General features: G+C 59.7%; 20 protein-coding genes. 16 read left to right on the forward strand and 4 right to left on the reverse strand.

The annotated features are described in order from the left end of the window. Positions 1-23: 23 nt before the first annotated feature. Positions 24-806: a CPBP family intramembrane glutamic endopeptidase gene (locus AC1EJZ_RS02510; protein WP_070727954.1), complete on the reverse strand. Its 783-nt coding sequence runs from the start codon at positions 804-806 to the stop codon at positions 24-26. Positions 807-1,121: 315 nt separating this feature from the next. Further along, positions 1,122-2,273, reverse strand: a complete 1,152-nt coding sequence (locus AC1EJZ_RS02515; RefSeq protein WP_480293893.1) for an RsmD family RNA methyltransferase — start codon at positions 2,271-2,273, stop codon at positions 1,122-1,124. Between the two features lie 213 nt (positions 2,274-2,486). Here AC1EJZ_RS02515 and dnaK point away from each other — a divergent pair, with 213 nt between their 5' ends. From dnaK to AC1EJZ_RS02560, 9 genes are all read left to right on the forward strand, one after another. Beyond that, a complete protein-coding gene (dnaK, locus tag AC1EJZ_RS02520) occupies positions 2,487-4,370 on the forward strand; it encodes a molecular chaperone DnaK (protein WP_285014890.1) in 1,884 nt (627 codons plus the stop codon). Then, positions 4,367-5,233 carry a nucleotide exchange factor GrpE gene (locus tag AC1EJZ_RS02525; RefSeq protein ID WP_480293894.1) on the forward strand — a complete coding sequence of 289 codons (867 nt, stop codon included), beginning with the start codon at positions 4,367-4,369 and terminating at the stop codon, positions 5,231-5,233. The genes dnaK and AC1EJZ_RS02525 overlap by 4 nt, the downstream gene beginning before the upstream one ends. A gap of 79 nt (positions 5,234-5,312) precedes the next feature. Next, positions 5,313-6,365: a DnaJ C-terminal domain-containing protein gene (locus AC1EJZ_RS02530; protein ID WP_480293895.1), complete on the forward strand. Its 1,053-nt coding sequence runs from the start codon at positions 5,313-5,315 to the stop codon at positions 6,363-6,365. 3 nt (positions 6,366-6,368) lie between these two features. Continuing rightward, the gene (locus AC1EJZ_RS02535) at positions 6,369-6,902 is read left to right on the forward strand and encodes a heat shock protein transcriptional repressor HspR (RefSeq protein ID WP_058237290.1); all 534 of its coding nucleotides are present in this window, start codon (positions 6,369-6,371) and stop codon (positions 6,900-6,902) included. Between the two features lie 173 nt (positions 6,903-7,075). Beyond that, positions 7,076-8,440 (forward strand): Mur ligase family protein, encoded by a 1,365-nt coding sequence (locus tag AC1EJZ_RS02540; protein WP_074026209.1) that lies wholly within the window; start codon positions 7,076-7,078, stop codon positions 8,438-8,440. Next, positions 8,433-9,179 (forward strand): type 1 glutamine amidotransferase, encoded by a 747-nt coding sequence (locus AC1EJZ_RS02545; RefSeq protein WP_480293896.1) that lies wholly within the window; start codon positions 8,433-8,435, stop codon positions 9,177-9,179. The genes AC1EJZ_RS02540 and AC1EJZ_RS02545 overlap by 8 nt, the downstream gene beginning before the upstream one ends. Before the next feature lie 149 nt (positions 9,180-9,328). Beyond that, on the forward strand, positions 9,329-12,028 hold the full coding sequence (gene clpB, locus AC1EJZ_RS02550) for an ATP-dependent chaperone ClpB (RefSeq protein ID WP_480293897.1): 2,700 nt from the start codon (positions 9,329-9,331) through the stop codon (positions 12,026-12,028). A gap of 197 nt (positions 12,029-12,225) precedes the next feature. Further along, positions 12,226-12,966 (forward strand): TetR/AcrR family transcriptional regulator, encoded by a 741-nt coding sequence (locus AC1EJZ_RS02555; RefSeq protein ID WP_074026269.1) that lies wholly within the window; start codon positions 12,226-12,228, stop codon positions 12,964-12,966. A 21-nt stretch (positions 12,967-12,987) separates the two neighbouring features. Then, entirely contained in the window at positions 12,988-13,782 is a 795-nt protein-coding gene (locus AC1EJZ_RS02560; protein WP_480293951.1) for a serine hydrolase domain-containing protein, read from the forward strand. A gap of 133 nt (positions 13,783-13,915) precedes the next feature. On the opposite strand, the gene AC1EJZ_RS02565 is transcribed toward AC1EJZ_RS02560, so the two are convergent. Continuing rightward, positions 13,916-14,803, reverse strand: coding sequence for an exodeoxyribonuclease III (locus tag AC1EJZ_RS02565; protein ID WP_480293898.1), 888 nt, complete (start codon positions 14,801-14,803; stop codon positions 13,916-13,918). Between the two features lie 106 nt (positions 14,804-14,909). Between AC1EJZ_RS02565 and AC1EJZ_RS02570 the strand changes: the two genes are divergently transcribed. The 5 genes from AC1EJZ_RS02570 (at position 14,910) to pyrE (ending at position 19,946) form a co-directional block, all read left to right on the forward strand. Next, positions 14,910-15,689 (forward strand): SDR family NAD(P)-dependent oxidoreductase, encoded by a 780-nt coding sequence (locus tag AC1EJZ_RS02570; protein ID WP_058237286.1) that lies wholly within the window; start codon positions 14,910-14,912, stop codon positions 15,687-15,689. A gap of 216 nt (positions 15,690-15,905) precedes the next feature. Next, positions 15,906-17,228, forward strand: a complete 1,323-nt coding sequence (locus AC1EJZ_RS02575) for an ABC transporter substrate-binding protein (protein ID WP_058237285.1) — start codon at positions 15,906-15,908, stop codon at positions 17,226-17,228. Between the two features lie 77 nt (positions 17,229-17,305). Next, positions 17,306-18,385 (forward strand): carbohydrate ABC transporter permease, encoded by a 1,080-nt coding sequence (locus AC1EJZ_RS02580; RefSeq protein WP_058237284.1) that lies wholly within the window; start codon positions 17,306-17,308, stop codon positions 18,383-18,385. Next, positions 18,382-19,227 (forward strand): carbohydrate ABC transporter permease, encoded by an 846-nt coding sequence (locus AC1EJZ_RS02585; RefSeq protein WP_058237283.1) that lies wholly within the window; start codon positions 18,382-18,384, stop codon positions 19,225-19,227. The genes AC1EJZ_RS02580 and AC1EJZ_RS02585 overlap by 4 nt, the downstream gene beginning before the upstream one ends. A gap of 152 nt (positions 19,228-19,379) precedes the next feature. Next, a complete protein-coding gene (pyrE, locus tag AC1EJZ_RS02590; RefSeq protein ID WP_058237282.1) occupies positions 19,380-19,946 on the forward strand; it encodes an orotate phosphoribosyltransferase in 567 nt (188 codons plus the stop codon). A gap of 93 nt (positions 19,947-20,039) precedes the next feature. Here pyrE and AC1EJZ_RS02595 read toward each other — a convergent pair whose 3' ends face one another. Further along, positions 20,040-20,864, reverse strand: coding sequence for an HAD-IIA family hydrolase (locus AC1EJZ_RS02595; protein WP_058237281.1), 825 nt, complete (start codon positions 20,862-20,864; stop codon positions 20,040-20,042). Between AC1EJZ_RS02595 and AC1EJZ_RS02600 the strand changes: the two genes are divergently transcribed. After that, positions 20,863-21,063 carry a hypothetical protein gene (locus tag AC1EJZ_RS02600; protein WP_285014870.1) on the forward strand — a complete coding sequence of 67 codons (201 nt, stop codon included), beginning with the start codon at positions 20,863-20,865 and terminating at the stop codon, positions 21,061-21,063. The two genes, AC1EJZ_RS02595 and AC1EJZ_RS02600, sit on opposite strands and share 2 nt — an antisense overlap. Before the next feature lie 5 nt (positions 21,064-21,068). Continuing rightward, the gene (locus AC1EJZ_RS02605; RefSeq protein WP_480293899.1) at positions 21,069-21,713 is read left to right on the forward strand and encodes a TrmH family RNA methyltransferase; all 645 of its coding nucleotides are present in this window, start codon (positions 21,069-21,071) and stop codon (positions 21,711-21,713) included. Positions 21,714-21,723 lie beyond the last annotated feature (10 nt).

Consider the following 21,723-nt stretch of genomic DNA (forward strand, 5'->3'; position numbering starts at 1 on the left):
CGGCGCTCTGAGAGGCAACGCCTTCAGTGGGCCAGATCCTGCCTCTCGTGCAGCTGCTGATCCTCGCGCACGCGCAGGTTCTTCAGACAGAAGGTGCAGTACACCACCAAGAGCACAACGCAGAACGACAGGAGCGCTGCGTTGAAGGCCGTCTCGCTCATTGACAGCGACGAGGCCGCATCGGCGCTCGTTTTTTCGATGATGGCCAGAGAATTATTCAGGCTGTGGAAGACGATACATGGAACTAAGCTCTTTCCGTTGTAGAACAGCAATACAAGGGTGAAGCCGACGACGATTGCAAAAACGATCTGCATGAGTGTATTCATCAGCGGGGCGCCGTTGAGCAGGTTGACGATATGTCCCAGCCCGAACGTCAATGACGACACAATAATGGCTGCCATCAAATTGCTTTTCGCCATTGCCAGGAAGAGGAAACCTCTGAAGATTACTTCTTCCAGGAAACCGATGCACGTCATCGAGACAATGAAAAGGATGGTTTCGACAGCGGTGTACCGGAAGTCAAAACCCGTGATCAATCCGCTGGTGGCAACGATCAAAATGGGGAGGAAAAACCAGGCTCTGTCGGCTGGATAGGGCGGCTTGATAAGCCCGTACTTTTTCGCCAGGCCATTGGAGATAATCCAGTACGCAAGAACTGCGACAAGGGCGATATGGAAGATCGCCGGGATCAACGCTGTGATCCCGATCTGGTCGGTGAGTTGCTGTGCAACGAGGGTCCCGCCGACGTAGATAGCAATCATGATGATTGCGAACGTTATTTCACTTTTCTGATACAACGCCTTCATCGTGACGCCTCGTTTCGTGGACGCGGGGATCGAGGAGTTGAACGACCTCACGTATGAGCCCGAAAGAGCATGACATGACTTTCTCGCAAAGCCGCTAATCTCAATGGTGTTTTCAGTGTAACCAGCGCGAATCAGGCCGTCGGTAACAAAATGATAAATGCGCGTCGGCTCATGTGGATGGGGAAGTTGTGTCGCTCCTTGTGGGGGTTGTGTGTATTTCAGGGGGCGTCCGCGCTCCTATCGAGCAGACTTGAGCAGTCAAACGTCTTTCAAGCAGGTCCGCTCCCTTATCGTATATTGAGCAAACCTTCGCCCTTACTGTGTTTCAAGCAAAACCGCACACTCGACATGGCGGGTGTGCGCGAACATGTCAAAAATGCGTCCCTGACTCACTTGATACGACGGCATGTGCGCGAGATCCTCAACCAGTGTTGCCGGATTACATGACGAGTACACGATGTGGTGCGCTCCGCACCCGTTGAGCCACGTCGCAAGCTCCTCACCCAGCCCGCGTCGGGGAGGGTTGACCACGATAGCATCTGGAACCGTGCGTTCGGACTGCTCTCGCGCCCACTTGGTCGCATCCGCCGCAATGAAACGCGTGCGCACACGCCTTGCTGCCACCTCCAGGTGCTGCGCAGCGTTCTTCGCAGCCTCGACAGCATCGCCGGAAATCTCCACGCCCGTCACATCCTGGACACCCGCGGCTGCAGCATTTAACGCAAACCCGCCCACGCCGCAATACAGATCCCACACGCTGCGAGCATCTACATCCGTCAGCCAGCTCGCCACCTGCATGTACAGTGCTGAAGCCACCCGCGTGTTGGTCTGAGTGAAGGAGCGCGGCCCAACCTGCAGTCGCGTCCGTCCAACCGTCATCGGCAGTGTTACCTCGTCGGTGAGGACGTACTCATCCGGCCCTTCGACCAATGCTGCGTGCGTGGGATGAATGTTGGCCGTCACCACTCGAATGGTCGGCACCGCCTGTCTGATTGCATCAAGATGAGTGCGCAGAGTCGACATGTGGCGGCGCGAGCGCAACACGAAGCGCACCATTAGTTGTCTGTCATCGCCTGCCGTCACAATGACGTACTTAAGGTCGCCTCGACGCCGTTTGACGCTGTACGGTTCGATGCGCATGTGCTCGATCAAACGGGCAAGTCGGGGGAGCTGATCGCGGATTGCAGGCACGACGATCGGGCAGTCTCGCAGGTCCTGCACGTTCAAATCCGCCCCCAGTATTCCCAGCCGCATGTCCGAGGGTGTCCCTCCCGCCACGAGCTTCACCTTGGAGCGAAAATCCCTCTGATGCGATGCAGCAGGTGCCAGCCACTGCAGATCGGGCGTGCCGAATTCAGTGAGGGCGCGACGAACCTTCGCATCCTTGTCTGCAAGCTGACGTTCGTACGGTGTGGGCAGCAGGGCGCACGAATGGCACAGCCCGGCCTCGAAATACCCACATTGCATAGGGGAATTGTGTCACGGTGCCTGCGAGGGTGCCCGATCGCAAGGTGATGTGTCCGGAGGCTGTGTCGGCTTGCTCACATGTGACGAGGGAATAAGCCTCACCGCGATGAAGTTGAGCATATTAGACTCAAGTTTGAGGTCGTAGGACTTGCCATGGCGTCATCCTCCCTCTAAACTTGAGTGCAACAGACTCAACTTGGAAGGATAGATTCAATGGCACGAGCAATTGGCATTGACCTGGGAACAACGAACTCCGCTATTGCGGTGTTGGAAGGTGGCGAGCCCACCATTATTGCCAACGCCGAAGGCGCGCGCACCACTCCCTCGGTCGTCGCATTTTCAAGCACCGGCGAAGTCCTCGTCGGAGAACTGGCCAAGCGGCAGGCCGTCACAAACGTTGACCGCACCATCTCGTCAGTCAAGCGCCACATGGGCACCGACTGGAAAGTGTCCATCGACGATAAGGATTACACCGCGCAGGAAATCTCCGCGCGTATCCTCGGCAAACTCAAGCATGACGCGGAAGAATACCTCGGTGAACCGGTGACCGATGCGGTCATCACCGTCCCCGCATACTTCTCTGATGCGCAGCGTCAGGCCACGAAGGAAGCCGGCCAGATCGCCGGACTGAACGTTCAGCGCATCGTCAACGAGCCAACCGCAGCAGCTCTGGCGTATGGCTTGGAAAAAGGCAAGGAAGATGAACTGATTCTGGTCTTCGACCTTGGCGGTGGCACGTTCGACGTGTCCCTGCTGGAAATCGGCAAGGATGATGACGGATTCTCCACCATTCAGGTGCGTGCAACTGCCGGTGACAACAAGCTCGGTGGTGACGACTGGGATCAGCGCATCGTTGACTGGCTCATCCAGCAAGTCAAGTCCAAGTCAGGCGCTGACCTGTCGAAGGACACCGTCGCGCTGCAGCGTCTCAAGGAAGCTGCTGAGCAGGCTAAGAAGGAGCTGTCCTCGGCCTCGACCACGAACATTTCACTGCAGTACCTGTCGATGACGGCTGACGGTCCTATCCACCTGAACGAATCGCTTTCGCGCGCCAAGTTCGAGGAAATGACCTCTGATCTGCTTGACCGCACGAAGCAGCCGTTCCACGACGTGATTCGTGACGCAGGTATCCAGGTCTCCGACATTGACCACGTTGTGCTGGTCGGTGGCTCCACCCGTATGCCGGCAGTGGCTGAAGAGGTCCGCAAGCTGACCGACGGTCGCGAACCGAACAAGGGTGTCAACCCCGACGAAGTTGTGGCAATCGGCGCAGCCCTGCAGGCCGGCGTCATCCAGGGCGACCGTAAGGACGTTCTGCTCATCGACGTGACCCCGCTGTCCCTCGGCATTGAAACCAAGGGCGGGTTCATGACCAAGCTGATCGAACGTAACACCGCGATCCCGACGAAGTCCTCGGAGCTGTTCTCCACAGCGGAAGACGGCCAGACATCCGTGCTGGTTCAGGTCTACCAGGGTGAGCGCGAGTTCGCCCGCGACAACAAGCTGCTGGGAACCTTCGAACTGGGCGGCATCGCCCCGGCACCTCGCGGCAAGCCGCAGATCGAGGTCACCTTCGACATCGACGCCAACGGCATCGTGCACGTCTCCGCAAAGGATCGTGGCACAGGCAAGGAACAGTCGGTGACCATTACCGGTGGATCTGCCCTGCCTAAGGATGAGATCGACCGCATGGTGAAGGAAGCTGAAGCGCACGCCGCCGATGACAAGAAGCGTCGTGAGGAAGCTGAAACACGCAACACGGCCGAGCAGAAGGTCTACATGACCGAGAAATTCCTCAAGGATGACGGCGACAAGGTGTCAGAAGGTACGCGCAACGAGGTCCAGACGGATATCGACGCGGTCAAGAAGGCGCTCGAGGGTGACGACATCGAAGCAGTGAAGTCGGCTATGACCAAGCTCGACGAATCATCACTGAAGATCGGTCAGGAAATCTACGCCGCGCAGCAGGCCGAGGGTGACCAGGCCCAGGCTCAGGCAGACGGTCCGCAGGCCGGCGCCGGCCAGGCAGATGCATCATCGAGCGATGACGACGTCATTGACGCTGAAATCGTTGATGAGGAGGACGACGACAAGTGAGTGAGACACCGATGAACGACAAGAGCCAGACCGGGCCCTCCGAGTCTGATCCGCGCGTGTCGCCATCGGGTCCCACCGACCAGAACGCGTGTGCATCCGGCAAACAGTCAGATGCACACGCCGAGGGCAACGGCACCGGCAGCGCCTCACAGCATGGCGCTGCCGCCCGTGAGGCCGATGCGTCGCACACAGGTGATGCGTGTGAACCAGCAGGCTCAGCACGCGAAAACTCAGATGCAGACGATTCAGCTTCGACCGCCCCTCGCGATGGCACCACGTCCAATGAATCTGACGGCACCTCCGATGTCTGCGCAGACGATGCAAACAGCGAATTGGCTGATGGCGCCAATGCTGCGCCAGCAAGTACCGACGATATGTCCGCATTTGAGGATGATGTCGAAGATACCGAGCTGGCCAAGGCAATGGCACGAATCGGAGAGCTGGATGATGACCTGGCTCGGGCACGCGCCGACCTGTACAACCTGAACCAGGAGTACGGTAACTACGTGCGCCGTTCCAAGGAAGCTGCATCCGCCCACCGCGTGAGCGGTCAGCAGGAAGTGGCAGAAGCGCTGATTTCCGTCCTCGATGATATTCACGCAGCGCGTCAGCACGGCGACCTCGAAGACGGACCTTTCGCAGCGATCGCTAACAAACTTGAAGAAGTTCTCAAGAGTCAGTTCGCGATGGAACGCTACGGCGTGGAAGGGGACGACTTCGACCCCTCGCTGCACGAGGCGCTGATGGCACAAGCCAGTGAGGATGTCGACCACCCTGTGATCGGCCAGGTTCTGCAGCCCGGATACCGCATGGGTGAGAAGGTTCTGCGCCCCACGAAAGTGATGGTTCACAACCCACAGTGACACGTACAAGGACGGGCATTAACCGATGCCCACGAGAAAACGAACTGCTCACAGGCAGACAACCGGGAGATGAGGTGACATGAGCGGACAAGATTGGTTGGAAAAAGATTTCTACAAGACTCTGGGAGTCGGGAAAGACGCCGACGCGGCAGCCATTAAGAAGGCCTACCGCAAGCTTGCCCGAAAGTGGCACCCCGATCAGAATCCTGGAGATGCGAAAGCCGAAGAGCGTTTCAAGGAAATCGGTGAAGCCTACGCCGTCCTGTCAGATCCTGAACAGCGCAAACAATACGATGCGCTGCGCTCAATGGCAGGTGGCGGGGCACGATTCCAGGCAGGCCCCGGCGGTGCGGCAGGCGGAGCAGGCTTTGAAGACCTGTTCTCCAACCTGTTCGGCGGCGGTGCTGGTGGGCCGGGTGGTCAGACCCGAGTGCGCTACAGCACCCAGGGCGGCGGCGGAGCAGGCTTTGAGGATATGTTCTCGAACCTGTTCGGCGGCAGCGCCGGCGGACAGTCTGGCCCCTACGGGTCGGGCTCATTCGGTCAGGGAGCGCCCGGAGCAGGTTTTGGTGGTCCTCGACCCCAACGTGGAAATGACCTGCGTGCCTCCACTACACTGACGTTCCGTCAGTCCATGGAAGACACCACCGTGCGGATGACCGTTGACGGTCATTCGATGACGGTGCGCATCCCTGCCGGCGTGAAGGACGGTCAGAAGATCCGTCTGCGCGGCAAGGGGCGTCCCGGCTCAAATGGCGGGAAGAACGGTGACCTGATCGTCACGATCAACGTGGCCAGGCACCCTGTTTATTCGCGCGACGGTGACGACCTGCGGATGCAGCTGCCGGTGACGATGTCGGAGGCAGCATTGGGCGCCAAAGTCAGCGTGCCTCTTCCTGACGGCTCACATGTCGCCATGAAGATCCCCGCAGGCACGCAGTCAGGCGCCGTATTGAGACTGCGCCACCGCGGAGCGCCCAACGGGAAGCGTCGTGGTGACCTGATGGTCGAGGTGCAGGTTGCTGTCCCCACGAAGCTCACGAAACAGCAGCGCGAGGCGCTCGACGCCTTCAGCGCGTCGCTGGGTGACTGGGATCCACGCGCTGACCTTGCAAAGCGGGCGGAGGCGTAAGACATGCTGCCTTCTCACTCGCAAACGACGTTCGTGATTTCTGTGGCGGCAGAACTGGCAGGCATGCATCCGCAGACGCTTCGGCAGTATGACCGCCTGGGCCTGGTGACGCCTGCCCGCACCAAGGGACGAGGGCGGCGCTACACGCACCGTGACATCCAACGTCTGCGCGCCGTCCAGGTCATGTCCCAGGAAGAGGGCATTAATCTGGCGGGAATTCGCAGAATCCTCGACCTGGAGCGGGCACTCGAACAGCTTGAAGGCGAACGTGACGCGCTCGAACATCAGCTCGATGAAGTCAGGCGGCGACGCGACCGTGTCTTTGCCGCCTCACCGACAGGTGAAGTCTCTTCACTGCGTCGTGGCGAGCGTCCGGGTTCGGCCCGGCGAGGTGCTGACACGCCGGTGGACACAGGCGCATCAACAGGGACTGAACTGACGTTCCACGGTGGAGCACTGGTCAGATGGGCGCCTACTCAGCTGATGGACCTGGTGAGTTTCTGGATGAATGACTGGCAAGCGCGTCGCGACGGCTAGGCTCAACCTCTACGCCTCTCGGGACGGGCAGGACCCGACCGATGCGCCCCACGAGGCGAGACCTCAGCGATATGCCCCACCATATCGACATGGAAGCGCATGTGCTTTTTCAAGGTCCGCACCACACCAGCTGAAAGTGGAGGTGCGGGCCTTTGCCGCGCTAATGTGACCTCATGACAGTGCCTCATGATTCGACCCGACCATCGTCGAACTCGTCGCGATCCCTTCGCTCCCGCGTGGCAACGGGAATTGGATCGCTGGCTCGCACCGCCTCTCGTGCTCTGGGACGAGGTTCAGGCGGAATGATCGGTGGGAGAGTCGCCCTCGCACTGGCTCCAAACGTTCTTTCGGAAGTGTCCCGAGGGTGCCGTTGCGTCACAGTCACCGGCACGAACGGTAAATCCACGACGACGCGAATGATTCGCGCAGCGCTGTCCACACGCGGGCAGGTTGCCTCGAACGTGAACGGCGACAACATGCCGCCCGGCATTGTCAGTGCGTTCATGATGGCGCCTCGCGCACAATTCGCTGCACTGGAAGTCGATGAAATGCACCTGCCGATCGTTGCCGGACAGGTCAACCCTGCAGTGATGGTGCTGCTCAACTTGTCACGCGACCAGCTGGATCGTGTCGGTGAAATCGGCACAGTGGAGCGGCGGCTGCGTCAGGCAGTCAATGCCCACCCCGATGCAACCATTGTTGCGAACTGTGATGATCCCCTGATCGCTTCAGCCGCATGGGATGCGAAGTCGGTGATCTGGGTGGCAGCCGGTACCACGTGGGGGGCGGACTCAGCAGGATTTCCCCGCGGCGGCAGGCTCGTGCGTCAAGGCGATGATTGGCATGTAGTCGGGGCAGACCACCCCTATCGGCGTCCCGAACCTGACTGGTGGCTGGAAAAGGTCGAGGCGTCCGGCCAGGCGACACTTCGTTCGCGCGAGGGCCACGCCACCGACGTGAAACTGAATTTGCCTGGAGCAGCGAACCTCGGCAACGCGGCGCACGCGATCGTGGCTGCGCATCAAGTGGGCGTCGACATTGACGGCGCGAGTCGGGCGATCGGTGAGGTCAGAGAAGTAGCAGGGAGGTATTCCACTCACGAGGTCAATGGTCGCCGCGTGCGTATGATGCTGGCGAAGAACCCGGCCGGGTGGCAGGAAGCCATGACGATGGTGGATGCCACTGCGAACGGACTGGTCATCGCGGTGAACGGGCAGATCCCTGATGGCGAAGACCTGTCATGGCTGTGGGACGTGGACTTTTCAGTGCTCCAACAGTATCCGTGCGCCGAACGCGTCGTGGCGTCGGGGGAACGCGCGGCGGATCTGGCTGTGCGCCTCGAATATGCAGGTATCCACTGTGAATGTGTGCCCGACACGATCGAGGCATTGACGCGCTGTGCTGAAGGACGCATCGAATTCCTGGCAAACTACACGTCATTTCGTGACACGAAACGTGAAATTGACCGGCGCGAAAAAGAACGCCACGCCGGTACGCAGAGCACGCAGACGACGGCCGAGGGAGGACGCGATGAGTGAATCAACCTTGCGGATCGGTGTGCTCTACCCCGAAGTACTGGGCACGTACGGCGATACCGGCAACGCGGTGGTGCTGTGCGAACGCGCACGCAGGCGCGGAATTGATGCTGACATCATCAGCGTCGACCTGGACACACGCGTGCCTGAAGACCTTGACCTGTACACCCTGGGTGGGGGAGAGGACACCGCCCAGGCTCTCGCCGCTCGAAAAATGAGTGACGGCACCGGGCTGAAACGCGCTGTTGAGCGGGGTGCCCCCATTCTGGCGATCTGCGCCTCCCTGCAGGTGCTGGGCCAATGGTACGAGGATGCTAACGCAGTGCGCGTGCCCGGTTTGGGATTCCTGGACGTCACCACCGCACCTCAGGGCAGCAGAACTATCGGTGAGATTCTCACCACGCCCCGAATCGACGGGCTGACCGACCTGCTCACAGGATTTGAAAATCATGGCGGTGCCACAACATGCGGACCGGATGCCACGCCACTGGGAACCGTCATCCGCGGAACGGGCAACGGCGTCAATACAGGCGACGGAGCATGCGACGGTGTCCACCAGGGGTCTATCATCGCCACCTATATGCACGGCCCCGTCCTGGCGCGCAACCCGCAGCTGGCTGACTACCTGCTGAGCCAGGCAATGGGAATAGCGATGACAGACCTGTCTGAACTGACTGTTCCCGGCGTGCAGCGCCTGCGCGAAGAACGCCTGCAGGCTGTGCACAGTGAGGTCGGCAACTGAACTCCTGAATCACAAAGTTGAGTGGAATAGACTCAAGGTGTGTGTCGTTGTAATGAGTAGATCAGACAACGAAGCCCGTCAGACTCCCTCGTCGACCGAAAACTAACGGTCCGGAAGGTGGCTGAGGGGCAACACTTCAGGAGGTACACGTGAGCGAAGAGTTCACAACGAAGGCTCAGGAAGCCATCGGATCGGCGCTGCAGTCAGCGGCAGCCGCATCCAATCCGCAGGTCGAGCCCCTGCATCTGCTGGGCGCACTGCTCGAACAAAACGAGGGTATCGCCCTGTCCCTGCTGGCAAGCGTTGGAGCAGACCGGAAGGTCGTGGGCGCACGCACCCGCAGCGCTTTGGTGAAACTGCCCTCCACACAAGGTGCCACGACCACTCAGCCCGCCACATCCCGCACGCTGCTCACCGTCATCACCGACGCGCAGCGCAGGGCGAAAGAGGGCGGAGACCAGTACACGTCAACCGAACACCTGCTCATCGCGCTCGCAGCCTCGGGCACGGATGCAGGAAAGATCCTGACCGATCAGGGGGCGACGGAAGAAGCGCTGACCCGTGCACTTTCGCAGCTGCGCCCTGACCCGATCACGTCGGCCAACCCCGAAGGCTCATTTGAAGCACTCGAGAAATACGGTCGCGACCTGACGCAGGTGGCACGTGAAGGAAAACTCGACCCGGTCATCGGCCGTGACAACGAGATCCGCCGCATCATTCAGGTCCTGTCACGACGCACGAAGAATAACCCTGTGCTGATCGGTGAACCCGGTGTCGGCAAGACCGCTGTGGTCGAAGGCTTGGCGCAACGAATTGTTGCCGGTGACGTGCCCGACTCGCTCAAAGACAAACGAGTCGTGTCACTGGACATCTCATCGATGGTGGCAGGTGCCAAGTATCGTGGCGACTTCGAGGAGCGATTCAAAGCCGTTCTCAACGAAATTGCACGTTCGGACGGGCAGATCATCACCTTCATTGATGAGCTGCACACAGTTGTTGGCGCCGGTGCAGCCGAAGGGTCAATGGATGCGGGCAACATGCTCAAACCCATGCTGGCGCGCGGCGAGCTGCGGATGGTGGGTGCCACCACGCTGGACGAGTACCGCGAAAACATCGAAAAGGACCCTGCGCTGGAACGCCGTTTCCAGCAGGTCTTTATCGGGGAGCCGTCAGTGGAGGACACCATCGCCGTTCTGCGCGGCATTGCACCCAAGTACGAAGCACACCACAAAGTCACGATTTCCGACGGTGCCCTCGTCGCTGCTGCGCAACTGTCCGACCGCTACATTACCGGGAGGCAACTACCCGACAAGGCGATTGACCTGATTGACGAGGCCGCATCCAGGCTGCGTATGGAACTGGATTCCAGCCCCGTGGAAATTGATCAGCTGCGTCGCCAGGTGGACAGGCTGCGCATGGAGGAGTCCTACCTTGCCGAGTCCGACCCCGATCAGGGGGATGCTGCCACGCAGGAACGCCTGGTGAAGCTGCGCAAGGACCTGGCTGACCGGCAGGAAGAACTCAACGCGCTGACCAGCCGGTGGGAGGCTGAAAAGGCCGGACACAACAAGGTCGGTGACCTGCGTGTCACGCTCGATGACCTGCGCACTCAACTGGAGCTGGCGATCCGCCAGAACAAATGGGAGGAAGCCGGTCGCTTGCAAAACGGCGAGATCCCCGCTGTCGAACACCAGATCGAGCAGGCCGAGTCGGAGGCCGAACGTGACGCGGCAGACGGCAGCACGCCTGAGCCGATGATCGCGGAGAAAGTCGATGCCACCACCATCGCGGAAGTCGTCGAGTCATGGACCGGAATTCCTGTGGGGCGCCTGCTCCAGGGGGAAACCGAGAAACTGCTTGAGATGGAAGACGTGATCGGCAAGCGACTGATCGGTCAGAAGAAGGCTGTTCGCGCCGTAGCCGATGCGGTGCGTCGTTCGCGCGCCGGGCTATCTGACCCGAACCGTCCCGATGGATCATTCCTGTTCCTCGGACCCACTGGTGTCGGTAAGACCGAGCTGGCACGCTCGCTGGCGGACTTCCTCTTCGACGATGAGCGCGCCATGGTGCGAATCGACATGAGCGAGTATTCCGAGAAGCATTCGGTTGCCCGCCTGGTCGGATCTCCGCCCGGATATGTCGGATACGAGGAAGGCGGTCAGCTCACCGAGGCTGTTCGCCGCCGCCCGTACTGCGTCATTCTGTTGGACGAGGTCGAGAAGGCCGATCCTGAGATCTTCAACATCCTGTTGCAGGTCCTGGACGACGGGCGACTGACCGACGGGCAGGGACGCACGGTTGACTTCCGCAACACGATCCTTATTCTGACATCGAACCTGGGCTCACAGTTCCTCGCCGACAGCGCGCTGTCACAGCAGGAACGCCATGACGCGGTCATGCAGCAGGTGCGGATGGCATTTAAACCTGAGTTCCTCAACCGTCTTGATGAGGTCCTCATGTTTGAACCGCTCACCAGTGAAGAGCTGGCGCAAATCGCGGACCTTCAGGTTGCGGCGCTTGCCCGTCGACTGGCTGACCGGCGCATCGCGCTGACGGTGACCGAACCGGCACGCGGATGGCTGACTCGGGCAGGATACGATCCGGCCTATGGTGCTCGTCCGTTGCGTCGCACTGTTCAGCGCGAGGTGGGGGACCGACTGGCCACGATGATTCTGTCCGGCCAGGTGCATGACGGTGACGAAGTGCGCGTGGATGTCAGCGAGGATCTCAGATCCCTGACGATGCAGCGCGTCAGGCCATCCGAGCCTGATGGCGACGAGTATGGCGATCATTCGCCGGACCACAGCGCCGAGCAAAGCGAATACACGCCGGACGACAGCGCCGAGTAAGCGTCGGGAAATCCTGCACCCGCCGATCCTGACAGGTAAAATCGCAAGTGAATAATTGGTGGGGTGATCACTGGTGCCGCCTTCGTCTAGTTTGGCGAGGGCGGCTCAGTTTGATGCCGAGTTGCAGATAGACTGGGGACGGATCTATCCGTGGCGCATTCAAAGCACCGGTTCAAAGACATGTTGAGGTGGCAATCGTGACGACAGGGCGCAAGAATCGCGGTTCATACTCGACTGGCCTGGCCACCCGCGAATCTATCCTGAACGTGGCGATGTCGCTCATCTCGCGCCGTGGCTTCGCCGGCATATCATTGCGTGACATCGGTCGTGAAGTGGGAATATCCCATCCTGCGGTCATCTACCACTTCCCATCAAAAGAAGCGCTGCTGGGTTCTGTGATCAACCGCATGGAGGAACGAGCGGGGCTGGTTGATTTCGTGGAAGACGCCGAAAATGGCCGGACCGTTCAGGCGCGCGTCATTCCCGAAACGCTGTTCGACTTTGCGATCGCCATGATGAGATTGGCGAACAACCCGGATGTCTCGATGATTATTGACCTGGAGTGCATTCTTGCAGTTGAAGCAGCATCAACGACGCACCCTGTTCACGATCACTTCGTCGCGAGGATCTATGCGATCCACGATTTCCTGCGCGACGAGGTGACCCGCTTGGCATCTGAGGGCATTGTCAAGACCGATCTCAGTCCGGCGTTCCTGGCGAAAACCCTTATGCAGATATGGTTCGGCCTGTCTCTGCAGGCCCGCTACTCCGACGATGAGGAGACGGGGCTCCAAACAGTGGCTATCTTCCTGGCACAGACCCACCGACTCCTCGGACTGGATTCGGACACAACACTGAAAGTGGGCCAGGCGATCCCTGAAGAAGTCGGTGACGTTTATGCACGTTTCCTGCGAGTGGCAGGGACTCTCAGTTCGTAACCTGGAGGCATAGTGGCTGACATGGATCTGTACCCCGTCCCGTTCGAACACGCGCTCGCAGTGGTGCGCAGCGACCGCACGCTGTATGTGCAAGGCGATGAGTCAGTGGTCTACCCTCTGGCATCGGTCACGAAAGTCATCGCCTCACGCGCCATCCTTGTGGCAATTGACCAGCACCTGATGAACCTTGATGATCCGCTGGGGCCGGCAGGATCTACCGTGCGTCACCTGCTGGCTCACGCCTCCGGAATTGCAGCCGACTCGCGCGAGGCGCAGGTGCCCCCAGAAACGGAGCGGATCTATTCCAACGCAGGCTTCGACATCTTAGGGGAGGCAACAAGCGAGGCCACAGGTGAAGAACTCAGTCGCTGGATCGAGCTGAGTGTCCTGGAGCCGCTGGGAATGACGACAGCGGATGTGCCCGGATCGCCTGCCTACTCAGCGGTGGGAAGCGCGGCGGATCTGGTTGCTCTGGCTCAGGAGCTCCTCGCACCCACGCTGATCAGCGAGGACCTTGATCAACAATCCGTGTCAGTGCAGTTCCCTGATCTGGATGGCTTCGTGCCTGGATACCGTAAGCACCGCCCGTGCCCCTGGGGGCTGGGCGTGGAGATCCGCGGCCACAAATCGCCGCATTGGACATCTCAGCATGCCGACCCCGCAACGTTTGGGCACTTCGGAGTGTCTGGCTCGTTCATCTGGGTTGATCGTGGTCGAGACCTGGCGGCTGTATTCGTCGGCACAGAGAAGTTTGGCAGTTGGCACAAGAAGAATTGGTGCCTGCTCAATGATCAGATTCTTGAGCGCTTCGCATAAGGGCACTGCTGGCGACGCCTTGCAACGGTGCCCTGTTGGCGACAGCCTCCGATAATGCTCTGCTGCCGGCCCATTTGTCTGCGCTCCACGCATTGAGAGTATGCGTTGTGCGGCCACCTCGGGCAGAGGGACCCTAATGTGCGATCTCAACGATGACCGGCACGTGGTCAGAGGCTCCCTTGCCTTTGCGTTCATCGCGATCAATCCACGCCTGCGTGATGCGGGCGTCAAGTGCAGGCGTCGCATACATGAAGTCAATGCGCATTCCTTCGTTACGAGGGAAACGCAGCTGCTGGTAGTCCCAGTACGTGTAGTTCGTGACGCGAGGACGAGTCGCTTCCACCCATCCATCGGCTGCAAAAGCCTCAAAGGCGGAACGCTCTGGCTGTGTGACGTGGGTGCGGCCGTCGAAGAAGTCGATATCCCACACGTCCTCATCGCGCGGTGCCACATTCCAGTCGCCCACCAGCAGTGCGCTCGGTGAGCCGCCCTCATCCGATGCCGTTGCAGGTGGGACAGCGCCGCCCTCGGCCAGTGTGTCCTCACCCGGGGCATCGCCCTTGGACACCCCGCTGGAATCGCCTGCAACGTAAGGTGAAACGGCAGCGCGCAGTGCGGCGAGCCACTGGAGTTTGTACTGGTAGTGCGGGTGGTCAATCTCGCGGCCGTTCGGAACATACAGACTCCACACATCCAGTCCTTCAGGCGTTCCATCGTCGATCCGCACTCGCAGGGCACGCGCTTCGACGCGCGCAGGATCTCCCCATGTGGGCGCTCCCGGAAAGTCGCGGGATACGCTGAGAATGGGAAGCCTGGAAGCGATCGCCACGCCATTCCACTGGTTGAGTCCGTGAACCTCCACGCGGTAGCCGGCATCGGTGAACGCGTCAATCGGGAACTGACCCGGCTTGCATTTGATCTCCTGCATTGCCAGTACGTCCAGATTCCACCGCGCGCAGCACTCGATGACGCGGTCGACGCGGGTACGGGCTGAGTTAATGTTCCAGGTTCCAATCCTCATGTCTCCACCCTACCGGCGCAGGCCAAGCGTTGAGCGAGCATGGATCCGTCGGCGCATGCTGGTCACTGAGCGAGCATGCATGCGCCGGCGACCTTACGATGAGGTTATGGGTACAGCTTTAGTCACGGGAGCAACATCAGGTCTGGGAGAAGAATTCTGCTGGCAACTTGCCGAGGCGGGACATGATCTGGTTCTGGTTGCCCGCACGCAGGAAAAACTCGATGACCTGTCCAATCGTCTGGAGCAGATCGCGAACATCACGACCGAGGTGATCGCAGCTGACCTGTCGCAAACCGGGGACGTACAGCGGGTTGCCGAGCGTCTCGACGTTCAGCCTGATGATGAATCTGGATGTGCACCGGTGGGCCTGCTGGTCAATAACGCAGGGATGGGTCTGGGGGAGGAGTTCCTCGACAACGAACTGGAGACGGAAGAGCAGGCCCTGGATGTGATGGTGCGAGCCGTCATGGTGCTGTCGTACCACGCTGGTCGTGCCATGCGCCGACGAGGAGTAGGCGCCATCTGCAACATCTCCTCCATCGCTGCAGAGACCGGGATGGGTACCTATAGCGCGCACAAAGCGTGGGTGAAAGCCTTCAGCGAAGGATTGGCGTTCGAACTGGAAGGAACCGGGGTGACTGTCACCGCTGTATCACCGGGCATGACGCGCACAAACTTCCACAAGGCAGCTGATGTTGATGTGTCCGACACACCGGGATGGATCTGGTCGGATGCGGAAACGGTGGTCTCGCAAGCTCTTGAGGCCGTTCGTCGAGGGCGGGTGCTGGTGACGCCGACTGCGCTGTATAAGAGCGCGAATGTGGTCTCTCGGCTGACTCCGCGGTGGTTGATGCGTAAGGTGATGCGCGCCGTGCCGCACATGTAGCGTGACGGGGCTGCTAGCATCGCGGGGCGTTGTGCGGGCAAGTTTGCCAAAATTGTTACCAAATGTAAACAAATGTAACGCGCTGCAATCGCATACATTTTGTGGAGAAAACGTTGTAGAGTGAAAGCGACGTCGATCGTTGATCGGCACCTGAGAGGCGGCTCGATCTGAGAGACCACCAAATTCAGGTTTTTTGACACGAAGGAGTGAACGCAAATGGCAACCAGAAAAGGAATTGCCTTGGCAGCTGGCGCTGCTGCGATGGTGCTGATGACGGCATGTAGCAGTGGCGGTGGCGGACAGACATCAGGGGACTCAGGTGCCTCTGGTGGCGGCGCAACCGGTGAATTCGAGGGGCGCGGCCCCATCACCTATGTGCAGGGTAAAGACAACTCCGGTCTGATGGCTCCCATGTTGGAGGATTGGAACAAGGACCACCCGGACGAAAAGGTTGAGATGATCGAGCTGTCGGCCGAAGCCGATCAGCAGCGCAACTCGATGGTTCAGAACGCTCAGACCCAATCAGATGCATACTGCGTTATTTCTCTGGACAACATCCACGTCGCCGAATTTGCTGCTCACCGCTGGGTTGAGCCGCTCAACGAGGCAGACTTCGAAAAGGACAAGATTCTGCCGGCTGTGTGGCAGACAGGCCTGTACCGTGACCAACTTTACGCCGTTCCATACGCTTCTGATGGTGGCATTCTGTACTACCGCAAGGACCTGCTTGAGCAGGCCGGCGTGACCGATCCGCCCAAGACGTGGGATGACATGAAGAAAGGCTGCGAAGCTGTGCGCGGCCTCGACGGTCATTCAGACATCGGGTGCTATGGCGGACAGATGGCCAAGTACGAAGGCCTGACGGTCAATGTTGACGAAGCCATTCACTCCGCCGGCGGACAGATTGTCAGCCCCGAGGGCGAAGTGGTTGTCGACTCGCCTGAAGCCCTCAAGGGCCTGCAGACGCTTGAAAACGCCTTCAAGGATAACTTCATTCCTGAAGAAGCCCTGACTTACAAGGAAGAAGAAGGCCGCGCAGCATTCGAGAGCGACCGCCTGGTCTACTACCGCAACTGGCCATACCAGTACTCCCTGACCAAGGAAAAGCTGGGCGACAAGTTCGGAGTTGCTCCGCTGCCTGGTTTGACCGCAGATCAGCCTGAAGGAGGCATGTCCTCACTGGGCGGCCACAACGTCGCCATCTCCAGCTTCTGCAAGAACAAGGCAACCGCGTACGACTTCATCAAGTGGTTCACCTCAGAAGATATCGAGAAGCGCCTGCTCACCGAGCAGACACTGGCCCCGATCTACTCCGCGCTGTACGACGATCAGGAACTGATTGACCAGTACCCGTATCTGCCGGCGCTGAAGGGCTCCATCGAGAGCGCTGCACCGCGCCCGCAGGTTGTGAACTACGGCGACGTGTCGGCAGCGATCCAGGATGCCGTCTTCCCCGTACTGCAGGGACAGGCCACGTCCGAACAGGCGGTTAAGGACCTGAGCGCTAAACTCACCGAGCTCACATCTGCTCAGCAGTAACATTGTCACCGCTCCTGGTTGGGTGGCTTGTGCCACCCAACCAGGAGCCTTAGCGCGCTTTCCAGGAGGAAGAACTCATGGCGAAAGCACCCGCTCAGAAGACGCAACGTCGCGGAAAATCTGAGTCGCAGAAACAGCAAAGTCGCCTGGCGGCACTGCTTGTTTCGCCCACCATCATCGTTATTTCAATCGTCATTTTGTTCCCCACGATTTCGGCTCTGTATCAGTCGCTGTTCGGCGCCAAGGGAATCGATCCTGAAACAGGATTCGTCAACGATACCGAGCCATTCGTTGGACTGGACAATTACATCAACATTTTCGCCGGAGACACCGGCGCACGATTCTGGACCGCGTTCTGGAACACGACATTCTTCGCGTTTGTCACAGTCAGTATCGAAACCGTCCTCGGCGTGATCATGGCGCTCATCATGCACCAGGCCATCAAGGCGCGCGGATTCGTCCGTGCGGCAATCCTCGTGCCATGGGCCATTCCCACTGCCATCTCGGCCGTGCTGTGGAAGTGGATCTTCGATGCGCACGGAGCTGCGAACGCCCTGCTCAATACGCAGATCCTGTGGGCGACATCTGAATGGCCCGCCAAATTCGCCATCATCATCGCCGACACGTGGAAGACGGCGCCGTTCATCGGACTGCTGACCCTGGCCGGTCTGCAGATCATTCCCGAGGAAGTCTACGAGGCAGCCAAGATTGACGGTGCAAACGCATGGCGTCGTTTCCTGTCCATCACGCTTCCACTGGTCAAACCAGCACTCGTTGTCGCAGTCCTGTTCCGCGCTCTCGATGCTCTGCGCATGTTCGACCTGCCCTACATTCTGATTGGACCGCGTAAAGGATCTGTCGAAACGCTGTCCATGCTGGTTCAGGATGAGGCAACAAACCTGAGATACGGGTCAGGTGCTGCGTACGCAGTGATCCTGTTCCTCTACGTCTTCCTCATATCCTTCGCCTTCATCAAGTTGCTCGGCGCAGAACTGTTTGAAGATGACGGCCAGTCGCAGAAGAGCTCGAAGCTGCGTTTGAGCGCGTTCTTCAAGCGTTCGAAGGAAGCGAAAGAAGTCCAAAGGCCACCCTCGTCCACCACCGGGGGAGCTGACGCGCCTGCCCAGGCCGGATCGACTGCGGAGGTGACACGATGAAAAGCAAAGGTGTCAAGGCGGCTCTGCTCGACACGTCCTCATGGATCGGCATCATCGCGATCGTGGTGTTCTGTCTGGCTCCGTTCTACTGGATGATCGTGTCCTCACTGCGTCCCACGCGCGACATTTTCGACACGACGCTGTGGCCGCGCGAAGTGAGCATGGAAAACTACGTTGAGGTCTTCAAGCCAGACCGCCTGTTCACGCAGTCACTGTTGAACTCGCTGATCGTTGCCGGCGTGACGACGATTCTGGCACTGCTGGTCGCGACGTTCACCGCGTACGCTCTGGCGCGACTGGAGTTCCCGGGCAAGACGTTGGTACTGACCATTGTCATCGCCTCGTCGATGTTCCCGTTGGTCGCCATCGTGGTGCCGTTGCTCAAGCTGTTTACACAGTGGGAATGGATCAACACCTATCAGTCGATGATTGTGCCCGACCTGTCATTCGCACTGCCGCTGGCCGTGTGGAACCTGACCAGCTTCTTCAGGCAGATGCCGCGCGAACTGGAACAGGCCGCAATGGTCGATGGCTGCACGCCAGGTCAGGCCTTCCGCAAAGTCATCATTCCGATCGCCGCTCCTGGCATTTTCACCACTGCCATCATCGTCTTTATCAATGCGTGGAATGAGTTCCTCATTGCCGTGACGATGGTCAACAAGCAGGACATGAAGACTGCTCCGGTCATTGTGTCCCAGTTCGGTGGCGTATCCGGGTTTGAGACACCGTTCGGCTCCCAGATGGCGGCCGGCGTGGTGGTCACCGTACCGCTGGTCATCATGGTACTGATCTTCCAGCGCCGCATCGTTGCCGGCCTGGCAGCAGGTGGCGTCAAACAGTAAAGGAGGCACAGGCGCCGCGGAACGCCAGACGGAACGGGCAACCGAGGCGCCAGGGTACTCCACTACACGCGAATACTCCCCAGGTGAAATGCCCAATGTGATGTCATGGGGCAAGCTCTCCGCGCCGGCACTGCACGCGGTAGGCTTGCCCCATGACTAATGACTCCCATAAATCGCGCCTGGCCGAACTGGTACGTGAACTCGCCGTGATCCACGAGCACGTCACGCTGGCATCGGGCAAAGAATCTGATTTCTACGTCGATATGCGCCGAGCCACCCTCCATCACGAGGCAGGCCCCCTGATCGGCCACGTCATGCTGGACATGCTGGAAGAAGCTGGTTTCGGGCCCGAAGACTACGACGCGGTGGGCGGTCTGACGATGGGCGCCGACCCGGTGGCCACCGCCATGATGCACGCAGCCGCCTCTCGCGGCCTGAACCTGGACGCATTCGTGGTGCGCAAAGCAGCCAAGGACCACGGCATGAAGCGCCGCATCGAAGGCCCAGACGTTCAGGGCAGGCGAGTGATCGTCCTGGAAGATACATCCACCACGGGTGGCTCACCGATCGAAGCTGTCCATGCTCTGCGTGAAGCCGGGGCAGAAGTCCTGGCAGTTGCCGTTGTTGTGGATCGCGCCACGGGTGCCAAAGAGCGTATCGAAGCAGAAGGACTGCCGTATTTCAGTGCCCTGGGACTGGCTGACCTCGACCTCGACTAGCTTTTACCTCGATCTCAGTGAGTGCTGACCGGAAGGTCGATTCACGAGGGTAGCCTGCACGCTGATCCCAGCCTGGCGCGGATTGGCCGGAGCTTAGCCGCGCCCGGCTTCGACCAATTCGACCAGATCGCCAATGCCTTGGTGAACACCAAACGGGCGGTACGGGAAATTCTGAATTTCGTGTTCATCGGTTGAGCCAGTGAGCACGAGGTGTGTGCGCAGTCCGGCCTCCACACCGGCCTGAATATCGGTATCCATACGGTCACCGACCATCGCCGCGGTCTCGGAGTGTGCGCCGATTTTATTGAGCGCGGCCCGGATCATAATGGGGTTCGGTTTACCTACGTAGTAGGGCGAGCGGTTTGTTGCACGCTCGATCATCGCGGCAATGGAGCCGGTTGCCGGAAGGGTGCCCTCGTCGGAAGGCCCGGTCGCATCGGGGTTGGTGGCGATGAACTTCGCGCCTTTTTCGATCAAACGGATCGCGCGAGTCAACGCGTTGAAGTCGTAGGAGCGTGTTTCGCCCAGAATCACGAATTCAGGATCCGTGTCGGTCATGATATAGCCCGCATTGTGCAGAGCAGTGGTCAGGCCGGCCTCGCCAATAATGTAAGCCGATGATTGCGGGGACTGCTGCGACAGGAACGCAGCGGTCGCGTTGGCAGACGTCCAGATACGGTCTTCCGGAACGTCCAGGCCGGAACGAGCCAGTCGGGCGGACAGGTCGCGGTTCGTGAACGTCGAATTATTCGTCAGCACCAGGAATGGCATGTTGTGCGATTTCAATGCGTCGAGGAACTCCTGCGCGCCGGGAAGGGCGCGGTTTTCCTTGACCAGGACGCCATCCATGTCGGACAGCCAGGCAGTGGCCGGTGGCATCTGCGAGAGCGGCACCGTGTCGTAGAGGTTTTCGTTCATGGCTCTAATGTATCGAGGATCTACCGTTAGTGGGCAGATGCGGGGCAAGAAGGTGCAGATGCTGTCGCGACATGTGTCTGCGTGTATGGCGGTGCGCGGTATTCAGGTCGAGAAGTGGCAAGACGAGGCGAGGGGCAAGCTGGAGTGCAGTGTCAAGGCGACCTGTGAAACCGAGGTGCTCATTATCCGTGTACCCTAGTCGCCGTGGAGGATACGAATCGTTCAACAGCATCCAACTCTCCTGCAGGGGTAGGGCCGTGGCCAGGGGGATCAAATGCATGGCCCGATGACGAGCGACTCGACCCCGACTTGTTGGCGAACGGCGATACGCGAAACGTTGAAGACCAGTACCGTTACTGGACCATGGATGCCATCCGTGCCGACATGGCACAGCGCTCCACCGGGCTGCATGTGGCGATTGAAAACGTCGAGCATGATTTCAATATCGGCTCGATTGTGCGCACCGCTAACGCTCTTGGCGCCAGACGTGTGTGGATTGTGGGGCGTAAGCGGTGGAATCGTCGAGGCGCGATGGTCACTGATCGCTACCTGGATGTAGCGCATGTTGACGACTGTCAGGCACTCGCTCGCCAGTGCGTCGAGCAGGGAATCACGCTTATCGGCATCGACAATGTGGAGGGCTCGCGCCCGCTCGAAGGGGCCGTGATTCCCGAGCGGGCATGCCTGGTTTTTGGTGCCGAACGCGGCGGGCTGAGCGAAGCTATGCGGCGGGCTTGTTCCCAGATCCTGCACATCACGCAGTATGGGTCGACCCGGTCGATGAATGTGGGTCATGCCGCTGCCATTGCTATGTGGGCATGGGTTGTGCAAACAAAGGCGACGAGCTAGAGGCCATTGT

Source organism: Pauljensenia sp. C0170B5 (assembly GCF_056590195.1).

Coding starts and splice junctions, on each gene's coding strand:
- AC1EJZ_RS02560 (WP_480293951.1), top strand. CDS start 12,988: ATGGATCTGTACCCCGTCCCGTTCGAACACGCGCTCGCAGTGGTGCGC.
- pyrE (WP_058237282.1), top strand. CDS start 19,380: ATGACTAATGACTCCCATAAATCGCGCCTGGCCGAACTGGTACGTGAA.
- AC1EJZ_RS02530 (WP_480293895.1), top strand. CDS start 5,313: ATGAGCGGACAAGATTGGTTGGAAAAAGATTTCTACAAGACTCTGGGA.
- AC1EJZ_RS02595 (WP_058237281.1), bottom strand. CDS start 20,864: ATGAACGAAAACCTCTACGACACGGTGCCGCTCTCGCAGATGCCACCG.
- AC1EJZ_RS02540 (WP_074026209.1), top strand. CDS start 7,076: ATGACAGTGCCTCATGATTCGACCCGACCATCGTCGAACTCGTCGCGA.
- AC1EJZ_RS02515 (WP_480293893.1), bottom strand. CDS start 2,273: ATGCAATGTGGGTATTTCGAGGCCGGGCTGTGCCATTCGTGCGCCCTG.
- AC1EJZ_RS02575 (WP_058237285.1), top strand. CDS start 15,906: ATGGCAACCAGAAAAGGAATTGCCTTGGCAGCTGGCGCTGCTGCGATG.
- AC1EJZ_RS02565 (WP_480293898.1), bottom strand. CDS start 14,803: ATGAGGATTGGAACCTGGAACATTAACTCAGCCCGTACCCGCGTCGAC.
- AC1EJZ_RS02570 (WP_058237286.1), top strand. CDS start 14,910: ATGGGTACAGCTTTAGTCACGGGAGCAACATCAGGTCTGGGAGAAGAA.
- AC1EJZ_RS02510 (WP_070727954.1), bottom strand. CDS start 806: ATGAAGGCGTTGTATCAGAAAAGTGAAATAACGTTCGCAATCATCATG.
- AC1EJZ_RS02545 (WP_480293896.1), top strand. CDS start 8,433: ATGAGTGAATCAACCTTGCGGATCGGTGTGCTCTACCCCGAAGTACTG.
- AC1EJZ_RS02535 (WP_058237290.1), top strand. CDS start 6,369: ATGCTGCCTTCTCACTCGCAAACGACGTTCGTGATTTCTGTGGCGGCA.
- AC1EJZ_RS02585 (WP_058237283.1), top strand. CDS start 18,382: ATGAAAAGCAAAGGTGTCAAGGCGGCTCTGCTCGACACGTCCTCATGG.
- dnaK (WP_285014890.1), top strand. CDS start 2,487: ATGGCACGAGCAATTGGCATTGACCTGGGAACAACGAACTCCGCTATT.
- AC1EJZ_RS02600 (WP_285014870.1), top strand. CDS start 20,863: ATGGCTCTAATGTATCGAGGATCTACCGTTAGTGGGCAGATGCGGGGC.
- AC1EJZ_RS02580 (WP_058237284.1), top strand. CDS start 17,306: ATGGCGAAAGCACCCGCTCAGAAGACGCAACGTCGCGGAAAATCTGAG.